The organism is Rhodothermaceae bacterium (assembly GCA_009838195.1).
Lineage (GTDB): Bacteria > Bacteroidota > Rhodothermia > Rhodothermales > Bin80 > Bin80.
On record VXSC01000019.1, the window covers coordinates 1 to 25,438 of the forward strand.

Consider the following 25,438-nt stretch of genomic DNA (forward strand, 5'->3'; position numbering starts at 1 on the left):
ATACATAGCGCCCCGTAGCCTTATCTGACGGCCGTCCTACTATACCAGGGAAGTGGATACTTGCCGGATGATCTGACGGAGTCTGCAATGGAGTTTATGCATGCGCATGCGGGGTCTCCATTTCTTGTTTTTTTGTCCTATAACACGCCACATTCCCCCATGCAGGTGCCCGATGAGTGGTGGAATCAGGTGTTGGAGCTCCGGCAAGATCCCCGATTCCCGGAACAGGAGGATACTCTCCATACACGTGCAGCTCTCGCGATGATGCTCAACATTGATTGGAACGTCGGCAGGGTCTTAACGCTTCTGGACAATTTATCCCTCACGGAAGAGACCATTGTGCTCTATTTTTCGGACAATGGCCCGAATGGTCCACGATGGAATGCCGACATGAAAGGCAGGAAGGGATCTACGGATGAAGGAGGTGTTCGCTCACCACTTCTGATGCAATGGCCCGGTGTGATTGCTGAGGGTACTGTGATTACCGATATTACAGCTGCTATTGATCTGATGCCAACCCTGGCTGAGTTCAGCAATATTGATCTCAACACCAATTACCTACTGGATGGAGTCAGCTTGGCTCCGTTACTACGAGGGGAGATAGAGTCTATGCCAGAGCGGCTCATTTTTTCTCACTGGAGAGGACGCACGAGTGTAAGGACCCAGACCTATCGTTTGGGGCATTCGGGAGGGCTCTTCGACATGGTGAATGATCGAGAGCAGCGTGTGGATTTGGCTTCGGAGTACCCTGAATTAGCAGATTCTCTGGAAGAAGCAAGAGCACGTTGGATTCGTGAGGTAGTCCCCGAAGCTTACCGGAAGCACCCTTTTACTATTGGCTCCGAAGATGAAAGAATTACCTGGCTCCCTGCCCGGGATGCGACGGCATCGGAAGGGATCAAACGCTCCAATCGGTATCCGAACGACAGCTTCCTAACCAACTGGACGAGTACGCAGGATTCCATTCTGTGGGAGGCGGATGTTCTGACTACCGGGGAATACAAAGCGACACTGTACTATACAACAGCAGTCGGGAATGAAGGCGCTCAAATTGACTTGAGCTTTGGCGACGCTTCGCTGCAAGCTACGATTGTGGAGGCACACGATCCGGCTGAATACGGTATGAAGGAAGATCGTGTGCAGAGAATTGAGTCGTACGTCAAAGATTTTCGCCCGTTGGTACTAGGATCCATCTCCCTTGAAGCCGGGCAAGAGTCGCTTGTTTTGCAGGCAATCAGCATCCCTGGGAAGGCGGTCGCTGATGTTCGGCTTTTGCAACTGGAACGTGTCGTAGAATTGTAGGGAGCTCAGAAACTATTCAGGCGGCCTCCAGGAGATACAGTTTTTCCGCTGCCGATCAAGCTCCAAGGTGATGAGCTGCCATATGATACTGGTACCAAAGATTGGTTCTTGCTTGATCCTGGTCAATGATACATCATCTGCAGGAATAAGGAAGAAAGTATTGAGTTACCAGGTCACGCGGGTCCTTGGATTTTGACGATCACCCGGAGAGATTTGATTGTTCAATAGCGGGGAGGGGAAGGTATTGTTGACGCTGAGTCTGAGTTCTTCATTCTCGGAAACGCTCTGAAGGAATTCTCCCACGACAAATAGGGCATTGTGTGCACCCTGTCCCCAATATGAGGAGCGAAAACGCATGCGCTGATCATTGAAGCCAACCCATGCACCAGTAACCAGTTCTGGGTGCATGATGATAAACCAGCCGTCAGCCCCTTCCTGTGTTGTTCCAGTTTTTCCCGCGAAATCATAACCATACAGGTTATAGCTGCTTCGGATACGAATTCCGGTACCATAGGGTTTATTGATCACATCCCGCAGCATGTCAATCACGATGGCGGTCTTTTCCTCTGAAAGGACCTCGCGCGGATGCGTGCGTAATGAGTCCTGTTGATAGTCATAGACAACCCTGCCAGTCTCTTCGTTCACGATTCTGGTAATCATTACAGGGTCCGTCTGGATTCCCCGATTGGCAAAGGTACTGTAGGCAGTAACAGATTCAAGAAGTGTGACCTCGCTTGTTCCCAATGCCAGGGACGGAACAGCGTCCAGCTCACTCCGGATTCCCATGTTTCTTGCAAGGTTGGCCACATTCAGTGGGTTGACATCGTGGATTACCTGTGCAGTGACAGTGTTCATAGAGCGGGCCAGCCCCTCTCGCATCGTCATCCATTCACCGCTGGTCTCGTCTCCAAAATTCTGCGGGCTCCAAATATCCCCTGTAAATTCATCCAGATATTGAAATACAGAATCGAGATACATTTTGTCCGGCGAGTAGTTAGCATCAATTGCGAATGCATAAGTAAAGGGTTTAAATACCGAGCCGGGCTGTCTCTTTGCAACACCCACATGGTCGTACCAATCCGTTGAAAGGTCCCGGCCACCGACCCATGCTTTGATGTATCCGTTTGTCGGGTCCATTGCAACGAAGCCGTTTTCCAGTCGGCTTTTTGTCACTTTGAGCGAGTCAATAAATGCGGGATCACTTTTGAGTTCCTGTAATGCCTCCGACCCGTTTTTGCCTTCCCTCAGAAGGTTTTGGTACCTCGTAGATTCCTGGATATAGGCATTCAGAACTGATGGATTACTTCGCCAAAACCACGCCCAGTGGTTATCAGGATCTGTGTGGCAAGGGTCCGTCACGTATTTGGAAATATCCTCTCCATATCGCATTCGAGGGCTGGAGGCAGCACTCCATTCACAGTTTACCACTGCCTGCAAACCGTCCAGTGTTCCCGTAACGGCAGAGCGAGCAAGTGATTGTAACCTGGAATCAAGAGTGGTCTCAATTCTCAGTCTGCTACTATAGATGTCGATGCCCTCTTCATCTCCCCATTCTGAGACCTGTTGACGTACTTGTTCAGCAAAATAAGGTGCAATGCTTTGCGTCACATCTGCGGTTCGGAGGCTGGTAGTGGTCAAGGAATCTCTCAGCATCTCATAGGAATCCCTATCCAGCCAGTCTTGCGTGATCATTCGTTGCAGTACGGTATTGCGACGGATTCTGGATCGCTCGGGATTTCGCAGGGGGTCATAGCGGTAGGTCCCCTTAAGAAGTCCAATCAGGGTTGCACTTTCAAGTATATCCAGGTCGGATGCAGCTTTATTGAAATAGGTCCGTGCGGCAGCTTCAATCCCATAGGCATTATAGAGAAATGGGACGGTATTCAAATACATCTCAGCGATCTCATCTTTTGAGTAGAGCTGCTCCAGACGTACTGCGGTGACCATCTCTTTTAACTTTCGGGTCACACTGACTTCAAATCCAATCTGCTCATTGTAGATATTACGTGCTAGTTGTTGTGTGATGGTGGAACCACCCTGGCGCTCAAAAGGAAGTCCGAGTTCGCCAAGCAAGGATTGGGTAGCGGCAGAAGCTGTACGAAATAGATTGACTCCCCAATGGTTATAGAATCGATGATCTTCCGTTGCGATCAATGCTTGACGTGCATAAATAGAGATGGAGTCAAACGGAACCCAGGTCCGGTTTTGGCGCCCAAATCGGGCCAACTCAATACCATCTGCTGTATAGGCTACGCTGGCATAGGATAGTTCAGGGTTCTCAATTTCCCGCAGAGAGGGTGTATTCCATGACAGGATCCACATGTATGTCAACAAAAAGAGCGCGCCGAGAATCACTAGCAGGGTTGGAATACTCAGGATAAATGCAGCATGCGCCGCATCCTGTTTGCGGAAAATGCGAAGTAGCAGGTTCCTGTATCTCGCGATCGGTGAGAGCCGTTTTTGTTTTTCTTTTGGCATTGAGGAAGATTAACACATCCAGAGCGAAGCATACAGGACTAAACGTGATTGATACCAATCACCAGCAGCAGGATCATTTGAGCTGCTTACCAAAGTCTCGGTCAGCCCAGAGGATTGATTAGCTATTCTACTAACGATGTTCCAAGATATTTCGTACTCAGCATTTTGTGCTGCAGTGACAGGGATGGCGCAAGGATCCAGATGTGGGAGTACTTTCTTGGCGGAATCGAAATTCACGCAACTAAAATGCATTCTGTAGGCTATAACCCGGTATTGATAAGCTGTTACGGATGTCTTATTACTCATATGGTGGTTTTGGAGGATTTGGAGCATTCCCCCCGATCATAAAAAACCTTCTCATCATTAACGGGCTCGTGTTCCTTAGTCAGCTAATTGCTTATGAGCCGTTGGTTTTATGGTTTGGATTGTGGCCATTATCCTCTGGGTTTCAGGTCCATCAGCTAGTGAGCTATAGTTTTCTGCATGGTGGATGGGGACACCTCTTCTTCAATATGTTTGCGCTCTGGATGTTCGGTGCGCAAATTGAGAATACATGGGGATCCCGACGTTTTTTGATTTACTACGGAGTTTGTGTAATTGGAGCTGCTCTTGCGCAGCTTGCGGTCGCTGCCGCTACGGGAATGAACTATGTCACCATCGGCGCATCCGGCGGAGTATTTGGAATCCTTCTAGCATTCGGGCTGATGTTCCCGGAGCAGCGCATCATGTTGATTTTCCCGCCAATTCCCATGAAAGCCAAATTCTTTGTGATCGGATATGGTGTTTTGGAATTCTTTCTTGCAACGTCCGGCACGCAGCCAGGAGTGGCAAATTGGGCCCACTTGGCCGGGATGGCCACAGGGTTCTTATTGATCACCTATTGGCACGGTGGACTCCCTTTTAGGTCGGGAAAGTCAGATGATTACTATTGATACGGCGTGAGGGCGTACGAGGCAAGTACGGATGCTAAGGGCAGTTCGCGAAACCTCTAGGTCGTAGATTGGGCATCCTCTTCAGGCTCCCATGCTTCAATCGCTTCTAGGACCGTGTCTACGATCTTGGATTCTGGTACTGTGCCAACGACCTTGCCTTGCTTAAACAGGTGTGCTCGTCCGCGGCCGAGTGAAATGCCAAGGTCCGCTCCCTGTGCTTCTCCGGGGCCATTCACAGCGCATCCCATCAATGCTACTGTCACATCCTTTTCGAATTTGCGGGCATTCACGGCCGTTTCAACTTCCTCAACAATAGAGAACAGGTCTCCATTCAGCCGACCACAGGTGGGACATGCGATAATGTTTACCCCAGGACGTCCAATTCGGAGTGATTTGAGGATCGTATGGGCAGTTTCGACTTCCTTGACGGAATCAGTTGCCAGTGAGACACGGATCGTATCCCCGATACCGTCTGCCAATAATGCACCAATCCCAATCGAACTCTTGATGGTACCCACCTTGAATGAACCAGATTCCGTGACTCCCAGGTGAAGGGGAAAGTCGGTTCGTTCCGCAAGAAGCCGGTAGGCTTGGATCATAAAGAAAACATCGGAGTGTTTCACAGAGATTACAATGTCCTCGAACCCGTGCCGTGAACAAATTTCAACGTGGCGCAGAGCACTCTCCAGGAGCGCTTCTGGTTGGGGGTAGCCATATTTATCAAGAATGTCACGCTCTAGTGAGCCGCTGTTTACACCGATACGAATTGGTAGGCCCGCCTCCTTGGCTGCTAGAAGAACTTCACGTTCCCATTCTTGCTTCCCAATATTGCCCGGGTTGATTCTGACTTTTGCAACCCCCGCTTCAATCGCCTTCAAGGCGTAGGTATGATTAAAGTGAATATCGGCTACGATAGGGACAGTGGATCCCTGTACGATGTCACGAAGTGCATCAGCATCTTCTGGTCGTGGTACAGCAACACGAACGATATCGGCCCCGGCTTCTGCCAGTTGGGCGATCTCATGAAGGGTTTCTTCAACTTTATGAGTCTTGGATACGGTCATGGACTGCACCGCAATCGGTGCATGACCACCAATCTGGACCGGTCCTACCTGTACAGGGCGAGAATCTCTTCTGGGTCGTTGCATTCAAGATTACACTTGTGACGAATACTTTTACGGTTAACACAGGGCATTTGTGCTCACAACAAGAATGATCCCTGAGCATATCCTGATAGTCTTGCAGGAGTTCGAGTAGAGTCAGATTATTTGTAAGCTAACTAATCCCTAAATATAGCTTTGTAGAGACAGTATTGTGCAACTCTATTTTAATTCACGCGTCATACACGCCCCACCACATCCACAAATTTGCATTGATAGATGACAACATCGGGCAGTCTGCTACAGAGAGTCCTCCTTATCGTGATTGTTTTACCCTTCAGTGCCTATGCTCAGCAAGATTCATTCAAAGCAGTGAATATTGACAGCTCGAAGGTTCAGATCAAAACCAGTGATCCTGCGAATTCAACTGCAACCTGTACGGTCAGTGATGAACCGATTCTTGTTATTGGGGATAACGAAGAAGATGAATATCAGATATTCTCCTCTATCCGTGGTACAGGGCGTCTTTCGGATGGATCGATCGCTGTAGCTGATCGCACATCTGCTGAAATTCGCATCTTTGATGAGGCCGGTCAGCATCTTAGGTCTATGGGAAGACGTGGGAATGGGCCTGGTGAATTCAAGAATCCGTTCATTCTATGGGTCGCCGAAGGAGATACAATCTGGGTCGGGGATTACCGTCCATGGCGCTACAAATTATTCACATCCAAAGGTGATTTCATTCGACAGGTAAGCCTCGAGCCGGAATACCTGAATCCTTCCAGTGCTGGTGGAGGGGTGCTTGATAATGGATTTACGGTAAATACGATTCGTAAGGGCGTCAGGGGGGCAGATTTCACGGTTGACGATACATTGATCGTCGAGGTTCACGATCCCAGAGGCACGCTTAAAGGAAGTCTAGTCAGAATGCCCAATCGACCTGCTCGCCCGCTTCGCGAAGGGGCGCTCTTTATGGTGTCTCCTCTATTCTCTTCATGGGCAATGGTTGACGCCAGAGGAGAAACCATTGCGCTGGCACACGGGAGCAAGCCGGAGGTGCAGATTCTGGATAGTAATCTCAATCTGAAGACGATTATTCGCTGGATTGATCCACCTCGGGAGGTGAAGCGTAATGATATCCGTGCTTCGCGTCAGAATTATCGGAATGCCCGAGACCCTTCACGGTGGGGTGAAAGCGACGATGATATGGTGAGCCGGGATCGCCCGGTAGCAGATTTTTTCCCAGCCTTATCCAGGGTTGAGGTAGGCCGTGATGGCTGGATTTGGGTACGGAAATACAACCGACCTGGAGAAGATGGTGGATGGCTCGCATTTAATGGGGATGGGGAGTTCGTTTGTCATATGGCGACACTTCCCGGTTCGCCTGATGAATTTGGTGAGGACTACGTACTTTTGCTTGGCGAGTCCGAATCCGGTGCTGAAACCGTTCAACTGCACCGCCTCTCGAGACCTTTCTAGATGGGTCGTATCGAAATGAAGTTTGGTTTTTTCAGAGGTAGATATTGATTGAGTAGGCTACCGCTTAACAACGCGACGTACATACAAGAAAGATGTCTGGGGAACCACAGGAAGGAGCCGAATGTCAGAGTGGATGCCGGAGGATTTGGTTGCAGGTAATCCTTAGTGAAGTGGCTTGAAGCATGATTCCCTACAAATACGTACAGTGGGATGAAGTAAAACATGGTGGAAAGCCCACTACGTTTGAACAACTGTTTGATCTTTTTCAGCAACTGCTTCAGTTTACAGCTGGCGATGCCACAGAAGCACTGAACTGGCTCACACAACTGGATCAACGCTATAATCTTACCGATTCACAATCCGGGATTGGGGACTTTATCGAAGAGCTTAAATCAAGGGGGTATCTTCGAGAGGACGGGCAGGGATCCCTACAATTAACGGCTAAGACTGAACGCAGTCTGCGGGATCGTTCCCTAGAGGAGATTTTCCGGCAACTCCGCAAAGCTGGTAAAGGCCAACATCGGACCCCATACGAGGGTATTGGGGACGAGCGTTTACCCGAAACAAGACCTTGGCGGTTTGGGGATGATCCACATCTTTTGAATGTGACGGATACACTCTCAAACTCGTATCGGCGTGGTGGGATTGACGACTGGTCGTTACTGGAAGAAGATTATGCAGTTCACGAGACCGATCATCAGTCGAATCAGTCGACAGTGCTGATGATTGACCTGAGCCACTCGATGATCCTGTATGGAGAGGATCGCATTACTCCTGCCCGTAAAACGGCAATGGCTTTAGCAGAACTGATCCTGCGCCGCTATGCAAAGGATACGCTGGATATCGTTGCATTTGGAGATGATGCATGGGAGGTATCCATCAAGGATTTACCGTACCTGCAGGTGGGACCTTATCACACGAATACGCACGCCGGGCTTCGCCGTGCACGCGAAATTCTCCGCCGACGAAAAAACCGGAATAAGCAGATATTCATGATTACCGATGGGAAGCCGAGTTGTCATTTTGAACGGGGAAAGCTTTACAAGAATGTATTCGGATTGGATCGCAAAATTGTGAACAAGGTGCTGGATGAGGCCGTCATTTGCCGCCGGGAGGGAATCACGATTACAACCTTTATGATTGCAAGAGATCCATACCTGCAGGGATTTGTCCGTCAGCTCACGGATGCAAACCATGGACGGGCATACTATGCAGACCTAGATAATCTGGGAGAGTTTCTGTTTGAAGATTATGTGCGCAACCGGCGCAAGTATCTGCATTAGGAGAACTGAGTATTGTGAAATCGCCGATTCCACCCAAAAAGAGCCTAGGGCAGCATTTCCTGAACGATCCCAATACTGCCCGTCGTATTGTTGGAGCGCTGGAAGCACCAGCGGATGCACATGTAGTGGAGATTGGTCCAGGTGTCGGTGCTCTGACGGGGCTTCTACATGGACGCTTTGAAAATTTTGAAGCGATTGAAGTAGATTCACGGGCAGTCACACATCTTCGTGAATGTTATCCAGACTTAAATATGCGGCAGGCGGATGTACTTGAAATGGATTGGCGGAGTCTCGGTGATCTACCGTTACACATCATCGGCAACTTGCCCTACAACATTACCAGTCCCATTCTATTCGGGCTATTGGCTGCGTATGATGTCATGAGTCAGGCGGTTTTGATGGTTCAAAGAGAGGTCGCTGAACGAATCGTGGCACAGCCCCGCACCAAGGCGTATGGAATTCCAAGCGTATTTGCGCAGCTATATGCCCGTCCGAGTATATTATTCAAGGTCAGCCGCAATGTATTTGAACCCAAGCCAGCTGTGGAGAGCGTGGTAATTCGGCTTGATTTTGAAGGGGTAGAAGCCCCGGATGTAGACTCGGGGCTACTGCATGCGGTGGTTCGTGCAGGGTTTGGGATGCGGCGGAAGGTACTTCGAAATAGTCTTCAGAAGTGGGCTGCTGATATCCCGGATCGCTGGAGGCGGTGTCGCGCAGAAGAATTGTCCCCTGCTGATTATGTGATGCTTGCACGTTATTTTCAAGATCGTTCGCAAATCATTCGAGATTCTTTAGACAACCAGTAATTGAATGTCTACTCTCAGTGCCAGATTAAATGAAAATTCAGCTCCCAGAGAGCTGGACGAGGTAATCGCCCAGGAAGTAGAGTTGCGGCTTGAGGAAAATGATTTTGCGGCTGCACTAGATTTGTTGCAGCAACTGCACCCAGCCGATATCGCACGACTCGTTACGGAGCTAGGGCGCGATCATGCGGCATCTCTCACTCTTGCGCTCCCAACCATAACAGGTGCAAACGTGCTGGCGGAGTTGGATGAGGCGTTTTGTGCAGATCTACTCTCGGAGGTTTCGACTGAGCGCATTACCGCCCTTCTCAATGAATTGGAATCCGACGATGCGGCGGATGTTCTTAGCAACTTGGATGAAACTGTACGTCAGAGGGTTCTCCGGGTTTTAGAGGATCGTGAGTCCGTCAAGGGGCTTCTCGAATACGGAGAGGAGACAGCAGGTGGTATCATGGCCACCGAAGTTGTTTCAGTTCTAGCAAATTGGACCGTTGCAGAGGCTACGGAAGAAATCCGCCGGAATGCGGAGAATACGCAGGACCTGTACGTAGTTTTCGTGATTGACGAGGCAAGAAAACTAAAAGGATTCGTGACGATTCGTCGTCTGTTATTATCCCCGTCGGATGCGGTGATTGGTGATGTGATGCGAACAGATATTCGTTACGTGACAGCAGAGGTCGATCAGGAAGAAGTCGTTAGGATAATGGAAAGGTATGATCTGGTTTCCTTAGCGGTCGTAGACGATAATCAGCGCTTGATAGGGCACGTAACGATTGATGATGCGGTTGATGTCATTCGTGAGGAGGCTGAAGAAGATTATCTGCGGCTTAGTGGCATCACTGGCGATGAAGATCGAACAGATACCGTGTTCAGCATCACCCGTGGTCGCCTGCCTTGGCTACTGTTAGGTATGGTTGGGGCCGTATTTGCAGGGAGCGTCATTGGCGTATATGAAGAAAATATTCGGCGTGCTTCGGTGCTCGCGGCATTCATTCCTGTCGTGATGGCTATGGCGGGAAATGCTGGCATTCAAAGTTCAGCAATCATTGTTCAGGGATTGGCGTCGGGAGAAGTATGGTCGGTCAATATGCTCCGGCGCATGGGCAAAGAAGTCTATGTAGCCATAGCCAATGGACTGGCCTTGGCCGCGGTTATGATCGTGGCAGTGTTAGTTGTATTTGGCTGGATGGCAAGTATGTGGCCATCTTTCGTTATTCAAGCTCCGGACCCCTGGCGTCTGGCTGCAACGGCAGGGTTATCGCTTTTTGTCGTGGTCATTCTTGCAGCGGTCATTGGGGCAACAATTCCGCTGATGCTGGACCGGATCGGAGTTGATCCAGCCCTGGCCACAGGCCCCTTTATTACCACAAGTAATGATATAATCGGGCTCTTGGTGTTCTTTATGTTGGCAGCAGTTCTTTATCTGCCGTTCATATGACCCAGAGCCTTCTCACGCTTTGAGGAATCTGGCTCTCGGCCCGTTTCGAATCCGTGGTGCTAAGCTCACAAAGCAGGTGGAATTAACCGAAGATCAATTCCTGAACTCGCTGGTCTTTGGCACTCACCTCGTCAAGCATCGCTGCCTTATAGTCGAGAAAACGCTTTTGAAGTGTGGCATTCGAAGTGGCAAGGATCTGAACGGCCAGGAGAGCTGCATTTTTTGAGCCGTCAATCGCAAGGGCGGCCACGGGGATTCCACTTGGCATCTGGACGGTAGCCAGGAGGGCATCAAGTCCCTTGAGTGCACCCGAATTAATCGGAACACCAAGTACGGGCAGGGGCGTATTGGCAGCGAGAACTCCCGCAAGATGGGCCGCTACACCTGCACCGGCAATCAATACCTTGATTCCACGGGTATGTGCGGTCGTTGCATATTCGTGCGCACGATCAGGTGTGCGATGGGCACTCATTACACGTATTTCGAAGGGGATGTCGAATGATTCCAGAATATCTGTTGCTTTACGCATGACGGGAAGATCAGAATCACTTCCCATCAAGATCCCTACCAGAGGGGAGGTTATAGAGGACATGACAATGGTTTAAGAAAGTAGATTAGTTCGGAAAATTTTTTCAAGCGTGACTTCGTCGGGCACAAGTACCTCGCGGGCTTTGCCCCCGGCAAAGGATCCAACGATTCCAGCCTGTTCAAGTTGATCAATAATACGGGCAGCCCGCGTATAGCCAATAGACAGTTTACGTTGAATCAGCGACACGGAGCCTTGTTGGTTACGCACAATGATTCTTGCTGCTTCTTCAAAGAGCTCATCCGTGGCCCCATTTCCAGATGATTGATCTGAGGAGGACAAAAGAGGTTCGTCCTCAACTTTCGGCAGTTGATAGGGGCCTGGCCCTGGCTGTTGCTGGATGTAGTGCATGAGGCGGTCAATTTCTTTGACCGAAACAAAGGGGCCTTGCAATCGCAGAACTTTACTGCCTTTCATATACAACATGTCCCCGTTGCCAACCAGCTGTTCTGCCCCGTTTTGATCAAGGATGGTACGTGCGTCAACCTTGGAGGCGACCTGGAATGCAAGCCTTGCGGGAAAGTTTGCCTTTATGAGACCGGTAATCACATCAACAGAAGGGCGCTGCGTTGCAAGGATCAGGTGGATCCCCACGGCGCGGGCCATCTGTGCCAACCTTGCAATGGGAGCCTCAACATCCTTACCCGCTGTCATCATAAGGTCAGCCAACTCATCAATAATGATGATAATGTAGGGGAGGTGTTTATGTCCATCGTTCACATCAAGCTCCCCTTCGGCGAGACGGATATTGTAATCCTTGACTCCACGGACCCTAGCTTCTTTCAGGAGGTCATAGCGGATACTCATTTCACGCTCACAGGCTCGAAGGATATCGAGGGCATCTGAAATTTCAGTAATGATCGCTTCGGTTCCATCCTCTGGAATAGCAAGGAAATGTCGCTCAAGCCCTTTGTACTGCTGAAGTTCAATCTTTTTTGGATCCACCATGACAAATTTCAAGTCGGATGGATCGCATGCATATAAAAGGCCAGTAATCAGGGTATTCAGGCCAACAGATTTTCCAGACCCAGTAGCTCCCGCAATCAGAAGGTGCGGCATTGTTGCCAGGTCCTCTATAAAAATCTCACCTTCAATGGTCTTACCTAGAACGACAGGCAACTCCATCTCTGACTCTTGGAAACGAGTTGTATTCAGCACGGACTGGACCCGTACGAGTTCCCGGCGGCTATTGGGAATTTCGACGCCCACCGCAGATTTCCCCGGGATAGGGATAATCATCCGAATCCCCTGCGCAGCCATGACCATTGCTAGGTCGTCTTCTAGTGACTTAATTCGGCTCACCTTCACACCCGGTGCGGGGGTGAGTTCATAAAGCGTGACCGTAGGTCCCACTTTAGCATTTACGGCAATAATTTCAATCTTGTAGCGGGCGAGCTTTTCAACGAGCTTCGTCTTATTCTCCTCTAGTTCATCGTAATCAATCTCTTGCTCAGTTTGCAAAGGTGCATCCAGAAGACCGAAATGGGGGAATTTATACTTGTGTCCCCCCTCTATTTTCGTGCGTCGAGGCCGAGAACTGTGTCCTGCCCGCTCTGTGATCTGTCCGGTAACACTCAACTCCAGTTCGGCATTCTCTTCTGTGGATAGTTGTTGCGGTGTGGCATTAGGGTCTTCGACAGGCTCCGAGTCGCTCTCCTGATTATCTGGGGAGGATTCAGTTGAAGATTGGATTTTCTTATCTAGACTCTCCAAGGTGGATCGCAGGCGGGCTTTTTCTGATTCCCCGGTCTTCGGTGTTGTCTTATCTTTTTGCCTGTGCTCACGAATAGCTTTTGGAATAGCTTTCCAAAGTCGTTCCGCACGATCCAGCCAGTGCTGAATATCCTGATCAATCACCAGCAGCACTCCAATGATTAGGAAGGCACCGAGAATGATCCACGATCCCAGCCAGCCCAGAACACTGTTCAACCAGCTGGCTGCTAAATGGCCATATTGACCTGCCCATATTTCCAAACCAAGGTCCGGATCTGATAGATGGATACGCCCAAGAAGGGTGCCCAGAAGACCGACCATCCAAATCAAATGTATGGTCGGAAGCACGAGACTTCCCAAGGGACGTTTCCTCAAGATCAGATAGCCGTAGAAGAATACGAGAAGAATCAGCAGCAGGGAAACATATCCAAAGAACGAAGGAACGATCACATATGCGAGCCACGCACCGATCGGACCGACAGCGTTATTGAGGGGTATCGTTTCGACAGGAAAAAGTAACTCGAGGAAGGATTTGCCTTGAATCAGGGCATTGTCTGATGCCGAATAGGTGACCCCGCTGGCTCCGAGGAGGATTCCTACGAGTAAAATGAGTATACCTAGAACCTCTTTTTTGCGTCCAATGCGAGGACCGGCTTTGGGTTTAGGTGGAGTTACATCACTCCGTCTCCGGTTAGTCTTGGGAGTAGCCATTAAAGAGCAGCAGGGTGATTCATTGGCTTAGGCGATTGCGCTAAAATAGCGATTTCTTGCTGGAAGATGATCATTGCAGGCGAAATATACTTGGGGTAGATTTTAGACTCTCTCGGTTAGAGTAACAGGTTCTAAGATGATTTGAGTGGGATCTGAAAAATCGTAAGATCAGGGGAAGAATCTTCTCGTCTCTGGGATAAGGTTGTAATCTCCGGGCTTGCATGGGCAAAATCATCGCAAAATCAGATAGTCGGCGCAGTATTCCTAAAGTTATAAGGCTTTTTGGCTTGAACGGTTTCTACGGAAGCTGCTCTGGAGAATTCGATAGATCTCTGTTTCTGTTACCTGAGAAACCGACGATAGATCACCACCATATTGCGAAGATCCACGAGTGTATCAGGACCTATCATTGCCTGCCGCGCCCTTAGCAATCGCTTGATCCATTTCCTCAAGCGAAACAGATTTTTGAGCTGCCCGCCGCAATACACCATTCAGGTTCTTAACCGAATGTATCCTAGGGAGTATCGCATAATTCCCGTTTTCCATCCTAATGAAATTGACGCGGTCACCGGGTCTGAGCCCCAAGGCGATCAATATTTCTGTCGGCAGGATAACCTGGCCATCTGATGAGACAGTCGTAGTGATCATGGCCCTACTAACTTGTGATAATGACAATAGAGGTCTAGGAGACTGAATCTGAAATATTCTCTGGTATAGTGTGTCATTAACTTACGTATAGTAGGTTTTGATGGATTTCAGAATCTGGTCCATGGGTTTAGTCCGTTTAAACGGCTTCTTTGTCATGTTTTTATAGCATGACAGTATCCTCCGAGAATCCAGTGTGATTGGAATACGATCCAGCTCAGGACTTGTGCCGGAGGCCACACGGTCTTTGGATTGATGAGTGGGTGAGACCAGCTTGCGGGTTGAGTGGGTAAGAGAATTTCTGGGATTGCTAATGGACGCCATCGAAAAGGTCTATGCAACAGGAATCAGGATCAGCCCATAGGTATCCAAACTGATCGGACATCTATTCGGTTGGTGTCTCGAATTTCCTCGGAAAGTCCACGGCATGGGGTATCCATGGATAGACACTAGTTACGCCGATTTACGGTAAAAAGGGAATGGATGTACGGATGCAGATAATGTTCGAGATCGAACACGAACCCCTAACTCATGGCCCGGTGTCGTGAATCCGGGGGTATTTTGTACATACGCGAACGCAATGCCACAGCCAAGAGTAGGGGATTGAGATCCACTGGTTACTACCCCAATCGGTTCACCGGATGAAGCGACAACTTGGTAGCCTGGTCGAGGGATCCCCCGTTCGTTCATGATGAGTCCAATCAGCTTGCGCTTGGGGCCGTTGGCCTTGATCTCCTTCAGCGCCTCCTGCCCGATAAACTTCTCTTTATTCAATTTGGTAACCCAGCCCAGTCGCGCCTCGTAAGGATTCGTCGTTTCAGACAGATCATTTCCGTAGAGACAAAATCCCGCCTCCATTCGGAGTGTATCCCGGGCTCCAAGCCCTGCCGGACGGAGGTCGTGATCCTTGCCTGCTTCCATGATTGCATCCCAAAGGGCACAGGCATTTTCGGATTCCACATAAAATTCAAGGCCGATATCTCCGGTATAACCTGTTCGGGAGATAATCACTTTGTTGAACCCCATGAAATCTCCTGGAGAAGGCTTTAGGAAACGATAGCTTTGCAACTGCTGAATCTCATCTCCAACAAGTTTGGTCGCTATGTCCAAGGAGCTGGGCCCCTGTAGTGCTAACAGGGCCATTTGCTCGGACACATCGTACAGATCTGCTTTCATAGGATTATTTGCCTGCATCCATTCAAAATCCTTCGCTGTGTTGGCGGCATTGACCACGAGCATAAATGCCTCCGTATTCACTCTGTATACGAGAAGATCATCAAGGATACCACCGGTTTCGTTGCACATCAAAGTATAGACGGCCTGCCCGATATCAATCCGGGAAATATCATTAGTGATCAATTGCTGCACGAACTCCTTCGCATTCGGCCCCATCGCAAAGATTTCGCCCATATGGCTCACATCGAAAAGCCCGGCAGATTCTCGAACCGCCATATGCTCTTGCAGAATACTGGTGTATTGCAGCGGCATACGGTAACCTGCAAAGTCAACCATACGTGCCCCCAGGGCAACATGGGTTTCGTCGAGTGGGGTGGTCAGAATCATGGATATCAATTATTGAAGTCTGTGAGCTCTACATCCTTGTGCCTTTAACGCAACCACGGCCGCATCGGCTGCGTGTTCATCTTCCAGGCTGATTCTGAATGCTCCCCCGGATCCTTCGCGAATTTTGAGTAATTCAATGTCCTTGATGCTGATTCCCTGGCTAAATAGTGTTCCTGTGATGTGTGCCAAGACCCCTGGCTGATCTTTTGCATACACGAAAACATCACTCAGGGGGCGCAAAAACCCTTTAGAATCCCGTGGTATTTCTTCCCGTACTGCACGTGCTTTCTCAAAGATCGGCTCCAATTCCTGGACATTTCCTCCCTCACGGAGTTGTTCCTGAATATAGGTCAACGTATCGATCATCGAATTCAGGGCTAGGTCTACATCTGATCGATTTGCGTCAAGCACCGCGGACCACATTCTGAACGAAGAAGAAGCAATCCGTGTCATATCCCTGAATCCACCAGCGGCTAACTGGAGTGTGATCGAATTCGTTTGGTTTTGATCTGCTGCAATATTTACCAAGGCAGTGGCAAGCAGTTGTGGCAGGTGGCTGACACAGGCTACAATACGATCATGCTGGCGTGCATCCAGCGTTAATACCCGAGCTCCAGTACCTTCGACCAAGCCGGTAAGGGCGGGGAAGTATTTTGAATCCTCCAGTCCATTGGGGCAAAGGATGTAAAGGGCATTTTCAAAGAGGAACGCATCTGCTCCATCCAACCCGCTTCGTTCAGACCCGGTCATCGGATGTCCCCCAATAAAGCAGATATTATCGGGCAGAAGGGTGCTTGCCTGGTTAATGACTGGTTGCTTTACAGAGCCTACATCCGTCACAAACGTGTTGGGTTTCAGATGTGGGGCGATTGACCTCATCACCGGTGCCATCGCATCCAGTGGTACAGCCAGAAATACGGCATCCGCCCCACACACGGCATCGCTCAGCGATGTAGGTGCACGGCTGATCACTCCTCGTTGAACTGCCTGTTTGAGGACATCAGGCCTGTCATAGCCAGTGACGTGCAACCCGGGTAATCGCTCCTTCCAAGCCAGAGCAAGCGATCCGCCAACCACGCCGATGCCAATGATGGCAACGCGTTCAACCATTCAATATCCAGGACCCTATTTGGCTGCTCCTTCTATTTGAGTCTCTTCTGTTTCAGAGGCAGCGGCCTTTTTCTTTTTCGAAACTTTCTTTTTTGAAATTTCTAGGGAAAGTTTCTCCGCGTCAGAAGAATGACTCACGACAATCCGATCCCCTTCCCCTAGTCCTTTACTCAGGATGGCTTCTGCCAGCGGATCCTCCAAGTATTGCTGTAATGCGCGCTTAAGTGGTCGAGCACCGAACTTGGCATCATAGCCCCAATCCACCAGGAAGTTCTTGGCCGATTCCTCCACATCAACGGTGATACCAAGCCCCTTTGCCCGATCGAGAAGTTCTTCCGACAGCAGGTCAATGATCTGATGAATATGGGACTTCTCCAGGGAATGGAAGACAATTACGTCGTCAACCCTGTTTAAAAACTCTGGGTTAAACACATTTTTCAGCTCGGCCTCCACCTTCGTTTTCATTGCCTTGTAGTCAAAGACCTCGTTACTCTGAGAGAATCCCAATCCAGAACTGGCATTCCGGATCCCTCGTGCACCGATGTTGCTGGTCATAATGATTACGGTATTCCGGAAGTCGATCCGGCGACCACTCCCATCCGTCAGAATCCCATCATCAAGTACCTGTAAAAGAATGTTGAACACGTCAGGGTGTGCTTTTTCAATCTCGTCCAGAAGAACGACGGAGAACGGTTTACGACGGACTTTTTCGGTCAGTTGTCCCCCTTCGTCGTAACCAACGTATCCGGGAGGAGCACCGACTAAGCGGCTCACGGAAAATTTCTCCATGTACTCGCTCATATCAACACGGACCAGCGAATCAATACTGTCGAACAGGTACTCGGTGAGTACTTTTGCCAATTCTGTTTTTCCAACGCCGGTAGGCCCAAGGAAGATAAAGGACCCAATGGGCCGGCTGGGGTCTTTCAGTCCAGCACGTGTACGGCGGATGGCTCTCGAGAGCTTTCCAATCGGTTCATCCTGTCCAATCACTCGCGCCCGAAGCGCATCCTCCATCCCGAGCAATTTTTTCTGTTCCGGCTCGGTCATTCGTTCGAGCGGGATACCGGTCATCATGGACACGGTCGTCGTGATATCCTCAGCAGTAACGGCATGGCGCTTATCTTCCGATTGACTTTTCCACTCTTGCTTCGCTTCATCAAGCTGTTCTCGGAGCTTTTCCTCAATGTCTCTTAACCGTGCGGCTTCCTCGAACTTTTGTCGCTTTACGACTGCATTTTTATTGTTCCGTGTCTCCTCAATCTGCGTCTCAAGCTGAAGTATATTTTCGGGCACATGAATATTCCCCAAATGGACGCGTGCACCGGCTTCATCGATAATATCAATTGCTTTATCGGGAAGATGGCGATCCGTAATGTAGCGTTCTGAGAGGGTTACAGCCAGCTCTACGGCATCTTCATCATAGACAACGCCATGATGGTCTTCATAGCGGTCTTTGGTTTGGAGTAGAATTTCGAGGGTTTCCTCGGGTGTCGTGGGATCCACAACAATTTTTTGGAACCGCCGATCCAGAGCCCCATCCTTCTCGATATGCTGTCGGTACTCATCCAATGTCGTTGCCCCGATGCATTGCAGTTCTCCACGGGCCAAGGCTGGCTTGAACATATTGGATGCATCAAGGGAGCCGGATGCACTTCCAGCCCCTACAATCGTGTGGATCTCATCAATAAAGAGGACCACTTCCGGGGATTTTTCCAGTTCGTTCATCACCGCCTTGAGGCGTTCTTCAAACTGGCCACGATACTTGGTTCCTGCGACCAATGCGGCAATATCGAGGGTTACGATACGTTTTTCGTGGAGTACACGAGAAACCTTACGCTGGATAATCCGCATGGCCAGTCCTTCGGCGATAGCTGTTTTTCCGACACCTGGTTCGCCAATTAAGACCGGATTATTTTTTTTGCGGCGGCTGAGTACTTGCGCCACACGTTCAATCTCTCTGTGGCGACCGATCACAGGATCCAGTTGCCCCTTGTCTGCTAAGCGGGTCAGGTCACGACCAAAATTGTCCAGTACAGGAGTTTTTGTTTTTTCCTGTTGCTGGCCTTGTCGACTACGGCCGCCCGCGAGCCGGCCCTTGCGGGGATTATTTTTGCTTGCGGGAGTTGGTCTCCCAGTGAGGATGGTGTCCAACTCGGCCCGCATAGACTCGTAGGTGACCGAGAATGAATCACGCAGAATCTGGGCGGCAATATTGTCATCATCACGAAGCAGGCTCAATAGTAGGTGCTCCGTACCAATCACATCCGATTTATAAAGCTTTGCTTCCAGGTAGGTGATGCGTAGAACCTTTTCTGCCTGCTTCGTCAACGGAAGGTTCCCAATGGTGAGTGTACCCCCACCGGCACGTACGGTGGTCTCAATCACTTTTTTGAGTTTCTGCAGGTTGCAGCCGAGATTGCGAAGAACACGGACGGCTACCCCTTCTCCTTCACGCACAATGCCAAGTAACAGATGCTCGGTTCCTATGTAGTCATGACCAAGCCGGATCGCCTCATCACGGCTGTATGAGATCACATCGCGGACGCGGTTGGAAAAGTTACTATGGCTATCCATAGGTGGCGGCTTTAGGCTGCAAAGCTTGATCCGCAGCCACATGTTTGTGTGGCATTTGGATTCTCGAATATAAAGCCTCGTGCATCAAGGCCTGCATGATAGTCAATCGTTGTTCCTAAAAGATACAGTCCCTGTCGCTTATCAATGTACAATACAATTCCATCAGTATTGAAGGTCAGGTCATGTTCGCGCAGTTTGTCAAACCCCAGGATGTAGCTCATTCCACTACATCCACCACCGCGAACCCCAACCCGGAGTCCGTATCCCTCGGGGATCGTCTTATCCGTCAAAATCCTGCGTACCTCCTCGGAAGCGCGCGGACTTAAGGTCACCGGAGATGCGGGTGCGTCCATGGTTGAGTTATTTTGATACGCGACACTGCCTATACCCCGGCTGTGCGAGGCTGTTCCGTCTTAGGGAGTAATTTTTTGGTCAAGGTGACGGATCATGACACGAGTCATCAGTTCTACAGAATCGGCCAGTGCCTGCTCATCAATGTCGAAATGAGCATCATGCAGAGGATAGCTGGTTGACTTGCTGCTACGTGTCCCAACCCGGATCAACATTCCTGGAACATGTTTCAGGTAATTTGCAAAATCTTCTGCCCCCATACTGGGTACGCAGATGCCGAGAGCCGCACTTTCGTCAAACAATTCCTGAATACAGGCGCGCACATTTTTGCCCATGGCGGGGTTGTTGATCACTGCGGGGAGTCCTTCTACGCGAATGAATTTGATGTCAACTCCATGTATCTCTGCAAAATTTTCTGCGGTACGCCTCATATAGTCCAGTAAAAAAATGCGATCTGGATCATGGAGGCATCGAAGTGCTCCCTCAAACCATGCTTCATTTGGAATGACATTGTGGGCCATCCCACCTCCAATCATACACACGGTAAATACAGATGGATTGCGTGAGTCCGTGACCCGTCCGATATACTGGTAGTACTGGGACAGTAGTTGGCTTGCAATCCAGATGGTATCCTTGACTTTGTGAGGTCGAGCCGAGTGTCCGGTACTTCGAGTATGGACCTCAACCCGAATGCGTTCGGAGGAAGCGGTGACCTGTCCTTCGGGGATCCCAAACTGTCCAATGTCCAGTGTTGGGTCTACATGCACACAATAAAGTGCTTCCAGCGGGTCACATACACCTGCCTTGATCATGGGAACCGAGCCACTCGGGTTGCCTTCCTCATTCGGTTGAAAAAAAATGCGAACCCGGCCATTTAAACGGGATCGGAGTCGGTGAAGGTTAAGTGCAAGCCCGATGCCAACGGCGGTATGCGCATCATGCCCACAGGCATGCGTAGCCCCTGCATTCCTTGAAGCGTAGTCAGTTTTTTTCGCATCCTGCAGCTTCAATGCATCAATGTCGCACCGAAAGCCGATATGAGGACCAGGGCGTGGGCCATCAATATCCACGAATAATCCTGTCTTGGCATGGGGCCCGGAAACGGTGAGTCCGAGGCTTTCCAAGTGACTCCGGATCAGGCGGCTCGTAGCAAATTCCTGATAGCCAACTTCCGGGTTACGGTGCAGATGCCGACGCAGGTTGATCAGATAATCAACAAAATCATCGGGGAGGGGGCCGTTACGCAGGGGTGCGGAAAAGCGATATGGTGCAGGAACAGCATCATATACAGACATGCCCAAAGCGAAAATGATTGTTTGCTGGTTGCGAAAGATACGGCTTTAACGCAGTACTTCAGCAGACGATACAAGAGGTACGGTATGTAATTCCTCGTCCATAAGCCAGCGAAATATACAGGGCACCGAGCACTGCATGCCCATTATGGTTACTCAGGCAGGAATTTGCAAATAGAACCAAGTCCAAAAGCAGCAACCATCGAGCATCACCGGCCGATATCCGCCTCTCCTAAATGAAGCGAGTGCAGGATATTCAGGTAACTGTCGTAGCGTGCATCGCTGATTTTCTGCCTCCCGTGCGCATCCTTCACTCCACAGTTCGGCTCATGGTCATGTGTGCAAGCGGAATAATGGCACTTGTCGAGGTGGGGCTTCAAGTCAGGGAAGTAATGTGCCAACTCCCAAGGCTCAATATCCAGTAAACCAAATTCACGTATGCCTGGTGTATCTGCAACACTTCCACCTCCAGATAGGGGGTACAGTGCAGTATGTGCAGTGGTATGGCGGCCTTTATTCGTTTTCTGACTGACGGAGTCCACAGGGACATTGATCCCTGGATCAATCGAATTCAAGAGGGAGGATTTCCCAACTCCCGAAGGTCCCAATAAGACACTGATCTTACCCGAGAACCGGCTGCGAAGCAGGTTCAGTTTTTTCCGTTTTTTTACGCTGGTGAGGATTGTCTGATATCCCAGTTGGATGTAGCGTGTACGGAGCTTTTTCACAGTGGACAAAAGCTGTGAGTAGGCCAGATCTATTTTATTGATGATCAGACCTGCCGGAATATCCTGTGCTTCACAGGCAACCAGTAAACGATCAATCAACCCGGGATTCAGTGGGGGCTGCTCTGCAGCCTGCACAATCCAGATGTAGTCAACATTGGCGATAAGGATCTGACGTTTACCAATCTTGCGGCCCGCTGCACGTCGATACAGACAGTTATGCCGCTCATCTATTTCGGTGATAAGTCCCGTTCCATCTCCCTGCACCAGAATACTGACATGATCTCCCACCGCGACAGGCTGCGTTTCATCTCCGTGCATCAGCCGCATTCGACCACGAATACGTGAAGGGATGACGCTGGAATCAACCAGAACATCGATCCAGCTTCCTGTGGATCGAATAATTGTACCGGTAGGCATCGCGTCAAGATGTGATGGTTGCAACATGCATGTTAGCACAGTCGTACGAGGGAATAGGCTAATTTACCCCGATCACTCGAAATGGATACGGCACAAGACACAGACCGCAATCAGTTTGCGGAGGCAAAAGAGGCATTCAGCGAGCTGGAACTTGATCAGAAAGCGACATTTCTGGTCACTCAGGCAATGAATACAGCCGTAGAGGCGGTATCTACTCTGGTGGATGTTGTGGCTGAGGAATGTACGGAGCTATTCAGTACCCCAGCGGCAGCCAGCGAAGAGGAAAAAGATTCCTCCACTGACGAACCGGCTTCTTAAGGTGCAGTTGGCTCCTGCGCTATCCCGTTACTGGGGGATGGCGTTGAGAATATCTCTGAAGGATCCTGGATTTGCGTATCGCTCAGGGTAACGTCAAGCACCTGGCTCATGCGGCGCACATAGCTGATATCGAGTCCTTCCAGTAGATCCGATTTGATATCTTTGATATCGTTCTCATTCTTGTCGGGAAGCAGTACGTGCTTAATGCCAGCCCGTTTTGCCGCCAGAACCTTCTCTTTGATCCCACCAACGGGCAGTACGAGACCGCGAAGTGTGATTTCGCCTGTCATGGCGAGATCATGGTTCACTTTCCGTTGTGAGTAGATGGATACGAGTGCGGACAGAAGTGCAACCCCTGCGCTTGGCCCGTCTTTCGATACAGCGCCCGCAGGCACGTGCACATGCACATCGTAGTACTTGAAAGCACTCTGTGGGATTTCCAGTTCTTCTGCACGCGCCTTGACGTAGCTGAGGGCGGCTTTGGCAGATTCCTGCATGATGTCGCCTAGGCTACCAGTCAAGGTAAGTTTACCAGTACCTCGGGAGATGGACGCTTCTACGAACAGGATTTCACCTCCGGTTGGGGTCCAGGCAAGACCGGTAGCGACACCGGGCACCTCTGTCCGTTCGGCGATTTCATTGAAGAATTTACGGGCCCCGAGGTACTCTTCAATATCATCTTTCTCAATATTTAGAGACTTTACTTCTTTCGTTGCCACTTTTTTGGCAACACCACGGGCGACGCCACCAATCGTGCGCTCGAGGTTGCGTACGCCGGACTCTCGCGTATATCCATCAATGATGGAGTATACTGCGGCATCATCAATAGTGAATTGCGTTTCATCCAGCCCATTGCGTTCAACTTGACGGGGAATCAGGTAGCCCTGGGCAATTGCCAGTTTTTCTTCTTGCGTGTACCCGGAAATATTGATGACTTCCATACGATCCCTCAGAGCTGCGGGGATGGTCTGAAGAGAATTTGCCGTTGCAATAAAGAGCACCTTGGAAAGATCATAATCCAGTTCCAGATAATGATCATTGAAAGCATTATTCTGCTCTGGGTCAAGAACTTCAAGAAGTGCGCTGGATGGATCCCCCCGATGGCGATCTCCAACCTTATCAATCTCATCCAACATAAAGACCGGGTTCACAGAGCCCGCCTTCTTGAGTCCCTGCAGAATGCGGCCAGGAAGGGCGCCAATGTAGGTCCGGCGATGTCCGCGGATCTCCGCTTCATCATGCACCCCACCAAGGCTCATTCGAACAAATTTACGGTCCAGTGCACGAGCGATACTCTTGCCCAGGCTCGTCTTTCCAACTCCAGGAGGGCCGTAAAAGCACAGAATAGGAGCCTTCATGTCTCCTTTGAGCTTGAGGACCGCTAAGTATTCGATGATTCGTTTTTTGACCTTCTCGAGTCCGTGGTGATCCTCGTCCAAAATCTTCTCCGCACGTTCAATATCCAGTTGGTCTTCTGTGAACTCCGTCCACGGGAGATCAAGAATCCAATCAATGTAGTTGCGTGTGACCGCATAGTCTGGCAAGGATGGATTTGTGCGTTCAAGCTTTTTCATCTCCTTGTCAAACGTCTTCGTGGCGTGCTCGGGGAGTTGTTTTTCTTCGGCGCGTGCACGCAATGCATCATGTTCATTGGACTCATTTCCTTCCCCCAGCTCATTCTGGATGATTTTCATCTGCTGTCTGAGGAAGAACTCTCGCTGTTGCTGATTCACATCACTCTTCATCCGTGAGCGAAGTTCATCGGAGAGTTGCAGGATCTGAATTTCTTTACTCAGATGCTCAATCAGCAGCCGTCCCCTCTCCCCCAAGGACACTGTTTCCAGCAGCAGCTGTTTTTCCTGAACATCAATCTGCAGATTGGAGGCAATAAAATGGATCAGGAAGGGGAAAGAGTCAATATTTTCGATAGCCTCGATGGCCTCATTAGGAAGATTTGGTGAGAGGTTTACCATCTCACAGGCGGACTCCTTGATTGAATGCATAAGGGCCCGCTCCTCCACATCATTATCAATTCCCCCTTCTTCGTCCAGCACCTCAATACGTGCTTTGAAATAGGGTTTGGATTGCGTGAACTCGTCTACCTTGAATCGCTTCTTGCCCTGAATGATGATGCTCTTTGAGCCATCGGGCATCTTCAGCAATTTCAATATTTTTGCCACAGTACCCACCTCATACAGATCGCTGGGCTCCGGTTCATCCATTTTCCGTTCGCGCTGGGAGATCACGCCCACCAAGTTATTTTCCTTTGCAACCTGGCGTACCAGCTTAATGGATGCCTCACGTCCCACCGTAATCGGTAACATGACTTCGGGGAACAGAACCGTGTTCCGCAGGGCAAGAATAGGTAATTCTTCAGGCACGACCACGGTGTCCTCGTCCTCTTCAATAGCGGAAGAGGGGAGAATGATCTGTTCAGGTGATTCTTCTGAGGATAGCACTTGAGCCCAAGTATTCATGAAGAGTAAAAATAATATAGGATAATCGGTAGAATGTCAAAAATTAGGCCAATCCATAAATGGGTGACAAAGTGTCCATGAAAAAGTTCGCCGGGTGGTAATCATTTGGGTTGCGTTCTCGTTGAACATCGTTCA

At 49.9% G+C, this 25,438-nt stretch carries 19 protein-coding genes; 7 read left to right on the forward strand and 12 right to left on the reverse strand.

Annotation, left to right across the window (positions count from 1 at the left end; genetic code table 11):
• The first annotated feature begins 24 nt into the window (after positions 1-24).
• Entirely contained in the window at positions 25-1,302 is a 1,278-nt protein-coding gene (locus F4Y64_04190) for a sulfatase-like hydrolase/transferase (protein MXX96799.1), read from the forward strand.
• Between the two features lie 165 nt (positions 1,303-1,467).
• Here the strand turns inward: F4Y64_04190 and F4Y64_04195 are convergent, their stop codons facing one another.
• Positions 1,468-3,780 carry a penicillin-binding protein gene (locus F4Y64_04195; protein MXX96800.1) on the reverse strand — a complete coding sequence of 771 codons (2,313 nt, stop codon included), beginning with the start codon at positions 3,778-3,780 and terminating at the stop codon, positions 1,468-1,470.
• A 290-nt stretch (positions 3,781-4,070) separates the two neighbouring features.
• Here F4Y64_04195 and F4Y64_04200 point away from each other — a divergent pair, with 290 nt between their 5' ends.
• Positions 4,071-4,712 (forward strand): rhomboid family intramembrane serine protease, encoded by a 642-nt coding sequence (locus F4Y64_04200; protein MXX96801.1) that lies wholly within the window; start codon positions 4,071-4,073, stop codon positions 4,710-4,712.
• Between the two features lie 56 nt (positions 4,713-4,768).
• Here the strand turns inward: F4Y64_04200 and ispG are convergent, their stop codons facing one another.
• Positions 4,769-5,860 (reverse strand): flavodoxin-dependent (E)-4-hydroxy-3-methylbut-2-enyl-diphosphate synthase, encoded by a 1,092-nt coding sequence (gene ispG / locus F4Y64_04205; GenBank protein MXX96802.1) that lies wholly within the window; start codon positions 5,858-5,860, stop codon positions 4,769-4,771.
• Positions 5,861-6,091: 231 nt separating this feature from the next.
• Here ispG and F4Y64_04210 point away from each other — a divergent pair, with 231 nt between their 5' ends.
• The 4 genes from F4Y64_04210 (at position 6,092) to mgtE (ending at position 10,815) form a co-directional block, all read left to right on the forward strand.
• Entirely contained in the window at positions 6,092-7,291 is a 1,200-nt protein-coding gene (locus F4Y64_04210) for a hypothetical protein (protein ID MXX96803.1), read from the forward strand.
• A 185-nt stretch (positions 7,292-7,476) separates the two neighbouring features.
• Complete coding sequence (locus F4Y64_04215; protein ID MXX96804.1) at positions 7,477-8,574, forward strand: VWA domain-containing protein; 1,098 nt, start codon at positions 7,477-7,479, stop codon at positions 8,572-8,574.
• Between the two features lie 14 nt (positions 8,575-8,588).
• Positions 8,589-9,380, forward strand: coding sequence for a ribosomal RNA small subunit methyltransferase A (rsmA, locus tag F4Y64_04220; protein ID MXX96805.1), 792 nt, complete (start codon positions 8,589-8,591; stop codon positions 9,378-9,380).
• A 4-nt stretch (positions 9,381-9,384) separates the two neighbouring features.
• Positions 9,385-10,815, forward strand: a complete 1,431-nt coding sequence (mgtE, locus tag F4Y64_04225) for a magnesium transporter (GenBank protein MXX96806.1) — start codon at positions 9,385-9,387, stop codon at positions 10,813-10,815.
• Positions 10,816-10,897: 82 nt separating this feature from the next.
• Here the strand turns inward: mgtE and purE are convergent, their stop codons facing one another.
• The 9 genes from purE to rsgA form a co-directional block, all read right to left on the reverse strand.
• The gene (gene purE, locus F4Y64_04230) at positions 10,898-11,407 is read right to left on the reverse strand and encodes a 5-(carboxyamino)imidazole ribonucleotide mutase (GenBank protein MXX96807.1); all 510 of its coding nucleotides are present in this window, start codon (positions 11,405-11,407) and stop codon (positions 10,898-10,900) included.
• A gap of 9 nt (positions 11,408-11,416) precedes the next feature.
• On the reverse strand, positions 11,417-13,825 hold the full coding sequence (locus F4Y64_04235) for a DNA translocase FtsK (GenBank protein ID MXX96808.1): 2,409 nt from the start codon (positions 13,823-13,825) through the stop codon (positions 11,417-11,419).
• Between the two features lie 396 nt (positions 13,826-14,221).
• Positions 14,222-14,473 carry an AbrB/MazE/SpoVT family DNA-binding domain-containing protein gene (locus F4Y64_04240; protein ID MXX96809.1) on the reverse strand — a complete coding sequence of 84 codons (252 nt, stop codon included), beginning with the start codon at positions 14,471-14,473 and terminating at the stop codon, positions 14,222-14,224.
• A 450-nt stretch (positions 14,474-14,923) separates the two neighbouring features.
• The gene (gene gcvT / locus F4Y64_04245; protein MXX96810.1) at positions 14,924-16,033 is read right to left on the reverse strand and encodes a glycine cleavage system aminomethyltransferase GcvT; all 1,110 of its coding nucleotides are present in this window, start codon (positions 16,031-16,033) and stop codon (positions 14,924-14,926) included.
• A 9-nt stretch (positions 16,034-16,042) separates the two neighbouring features.
• On the reverse strand, positions 16,043-17,143 hold the full coding sequence (locus F4Y64_04250; GenBank protein MXX96811.1) for a prephenate dehydrogenase: 1,101 nt from the start codon (positions 17,141-17,143) through the stop codon (positions 16,043-16,045).
• 15 nt (positions 17,144-17,158) lie between these two features.
• Positions 17,159-19,720, reverse strand: coding sequence for an ATP-dependent Clp protease ATP-binding subunit (locus F4Y64_04255; GenBank protein MXX96812.1), 2,562 nt, complete (start codon positions 19,718-19,720; stop codon positions 17,159-17,161).
• A gap of 11 nt (positions 19,721-19,731) precedes the next feature.
• Positions 19,732-20,073 (reverse strand): iron-sulfur cluster assembly accessory protein, encoded by a 342-nt coding sequence (locus F4Y64_04260; protein MXX96813.1) that lies wholly within the window; start codon positions 20,071-20,073, stop codon positions 19,732-19,734.
• A 60-nt stretch (positions 20,074-20,133) separates the two neighbouring features.
• Positions 20,134-21,366, reverse strand: coding sequence for an amidohydrolase (locus F4Y64_04265; GenBank protein MXX96814.1), 1,233 nt, complete (start codon positions 21,364-21,366; stop codon positions 20,134-20,136).
• Between the two features lie 206 nt (positions 21,367-21,572).
• Positions 21,573-22,508 carry a ribosome small subunit-dependent GTPase A gene (gene rsgA / locus F4Y64_04270; protein ID MXX96815.1) on the reverse strand — a complete coding sequence of 312 codons (936 nt, stop codon included), beginning with the start codon at positions 22,506-22,508 and terminating at the stop codon, positions 21,573-21,575.
• Positions 22,509-22,589: 81 nt separating this feature from the next.
• On the opposite strand from rsgA, the gene F4Y64_04275 reads away from it, so the two are divergent.
• Complete coding sequence (locus tag F4Y64_04275; protein ID MXX96816.1) at positions 22,590-22,826, forward strand: hypothetical protein; 237 nt, start codon at positions 22,590-22,592, stop codon at positions 22,824-22,826.
• On the opposite strand, the gene lon is transcribed toward F4Y64_04275, so the two are convergent.
• The gene (gene lon / locus F4Y64_04280) at positions 22,823-25,303 is read right to left on the reverse strand and encodes an endopeptidase La (GenBank protein MXX96817.1); all 2,481 of its coding nucleotides are present in this window, start codon (positions 25,301-25,303) and stop codon (positions 22,823-22,825) included. The two genes, F4Y64_04275 and lon, sit on opposite strands and share 4 nt — an antisense overlap.
• Positions 25,304-25,438 lie beyond the last annotated feature (135 nt).

What these genes read in the sequence shown, in the direction of transcription:
- ispG (MXX96802.1), bottom strand. Translation starts at nt 5,860, where the DNA reads ATGCAACGACCCAGAAGAGATTCTCGCCCTGTACAGGTAGGACCGGTC.
- F4Y64_04275 (MXX96816.1), top strand. Translation starts at nt 22,590, where the DNA reads ATGGATACGGCACAAGACACAGACCGCAATCAGTTTGCGGAGGCAAAA.
- F4Y64_04265 (MXX96814.1), bottom strand. Translation starts at nt 21,366, where the DNA reads ATGTCTGTATATGATGCTGTTCCTGCACCATATCGCTTTTCCGCACCC.
- lon (MXX96817.1), bottom strand. Translation starts at nt 25,303, where the DNA reads ATGAATACTTGGGCTCAAGTGCTATCCTCAGAAGAATCACCTGAACAG.
- F4Y64_04255 (MXX96812.1), bottom strand. Translation starts at nt 19,720, where the DNA reads ATGGATAGCCATAGTAACTTTTCCAACCGCGTCCGCGATGTGATCTCA.
- F4Y64_04210 (MXX96803.1), top strand. Translation starts at nt 6,092, where the DNA reads ATGACAACATCGGGCAGTCTGCTACAGAGAGTCCTCCTTATCGTGATT.
- F4Y64_04235 (MXX96808.1), bottom strand. Translation starts at nt 13,825, where the DNA reads ATGGCTACTCCCAAGACTAACCGGAGACGGAGTGATGTAACTCCACCT.
- rsgA (MXX96815.1), bottom strand. Translation starts at nt 22,508, where the DNA reads ATGCCTACCGGTACAATTATTCGATCCACAGGAAGCTGGATCGATGTT.
- F4Y64_04250 (MXX96811.1), bottom strand. Translation starts at nt 17,143, where the DNA reads ATGGTTGAACGCGTTGCCATCATTGGCATCGGCGTGGTTGGCGGATCG.
- mgtE (MXX96806.1), top strand. Translation starts at nt 9,385, where the DNA reads ATGTCTACTCTCAGTGCCAGATTAAATGAAAATTCAGCTCCCAGAGAG.
- gcvT (MXX96810.1), bottom strand. Translation starts at nt 16,033, where the DNA reads ATGATTCTGACCACCCCACTCGACGAAACCCATGTTGCCCTGGGGGCA.
- purE (MXX96807.1), bottom strand. Translation starts at nt 11,407, where the DNA reads ATGTCCTCTATAACCTCCCCTCTGGTAGGGATCTTGATGGGAAGTGAT.
- F4Y64_04200 (MXX96801.1), top strand. Translation starts at nt 4,071, where the DNA reads ATGTCTTATTACTCATATGGTGGTTTTGGAGGATTTGGAGCATTCCCC.
- F4Y64_04195 (MXX96800.1), bottom strand. Translation starts at nt 3,780, where the DNA reads ATGCCAAAAGAAAAACAAAAACGGCTCTCACCGATCGCGAGATACAGG.
- F4Y64_04240 (MXX96809.1), bottom strand. Translation starts at nt 14,473, where the DNA reads ATGATCACTACGACTGTCTCATCAGATGGCCAGGTTATCCTGCCGACA.
- F4Y64_04260 (MXX96813.1), bottom strand. Translation starts at nt 20,073, where the DNA reads ATGGACGCACCCGCATCTCCGGTGACCTTAAGTCCGCGCGCTTCCGAG.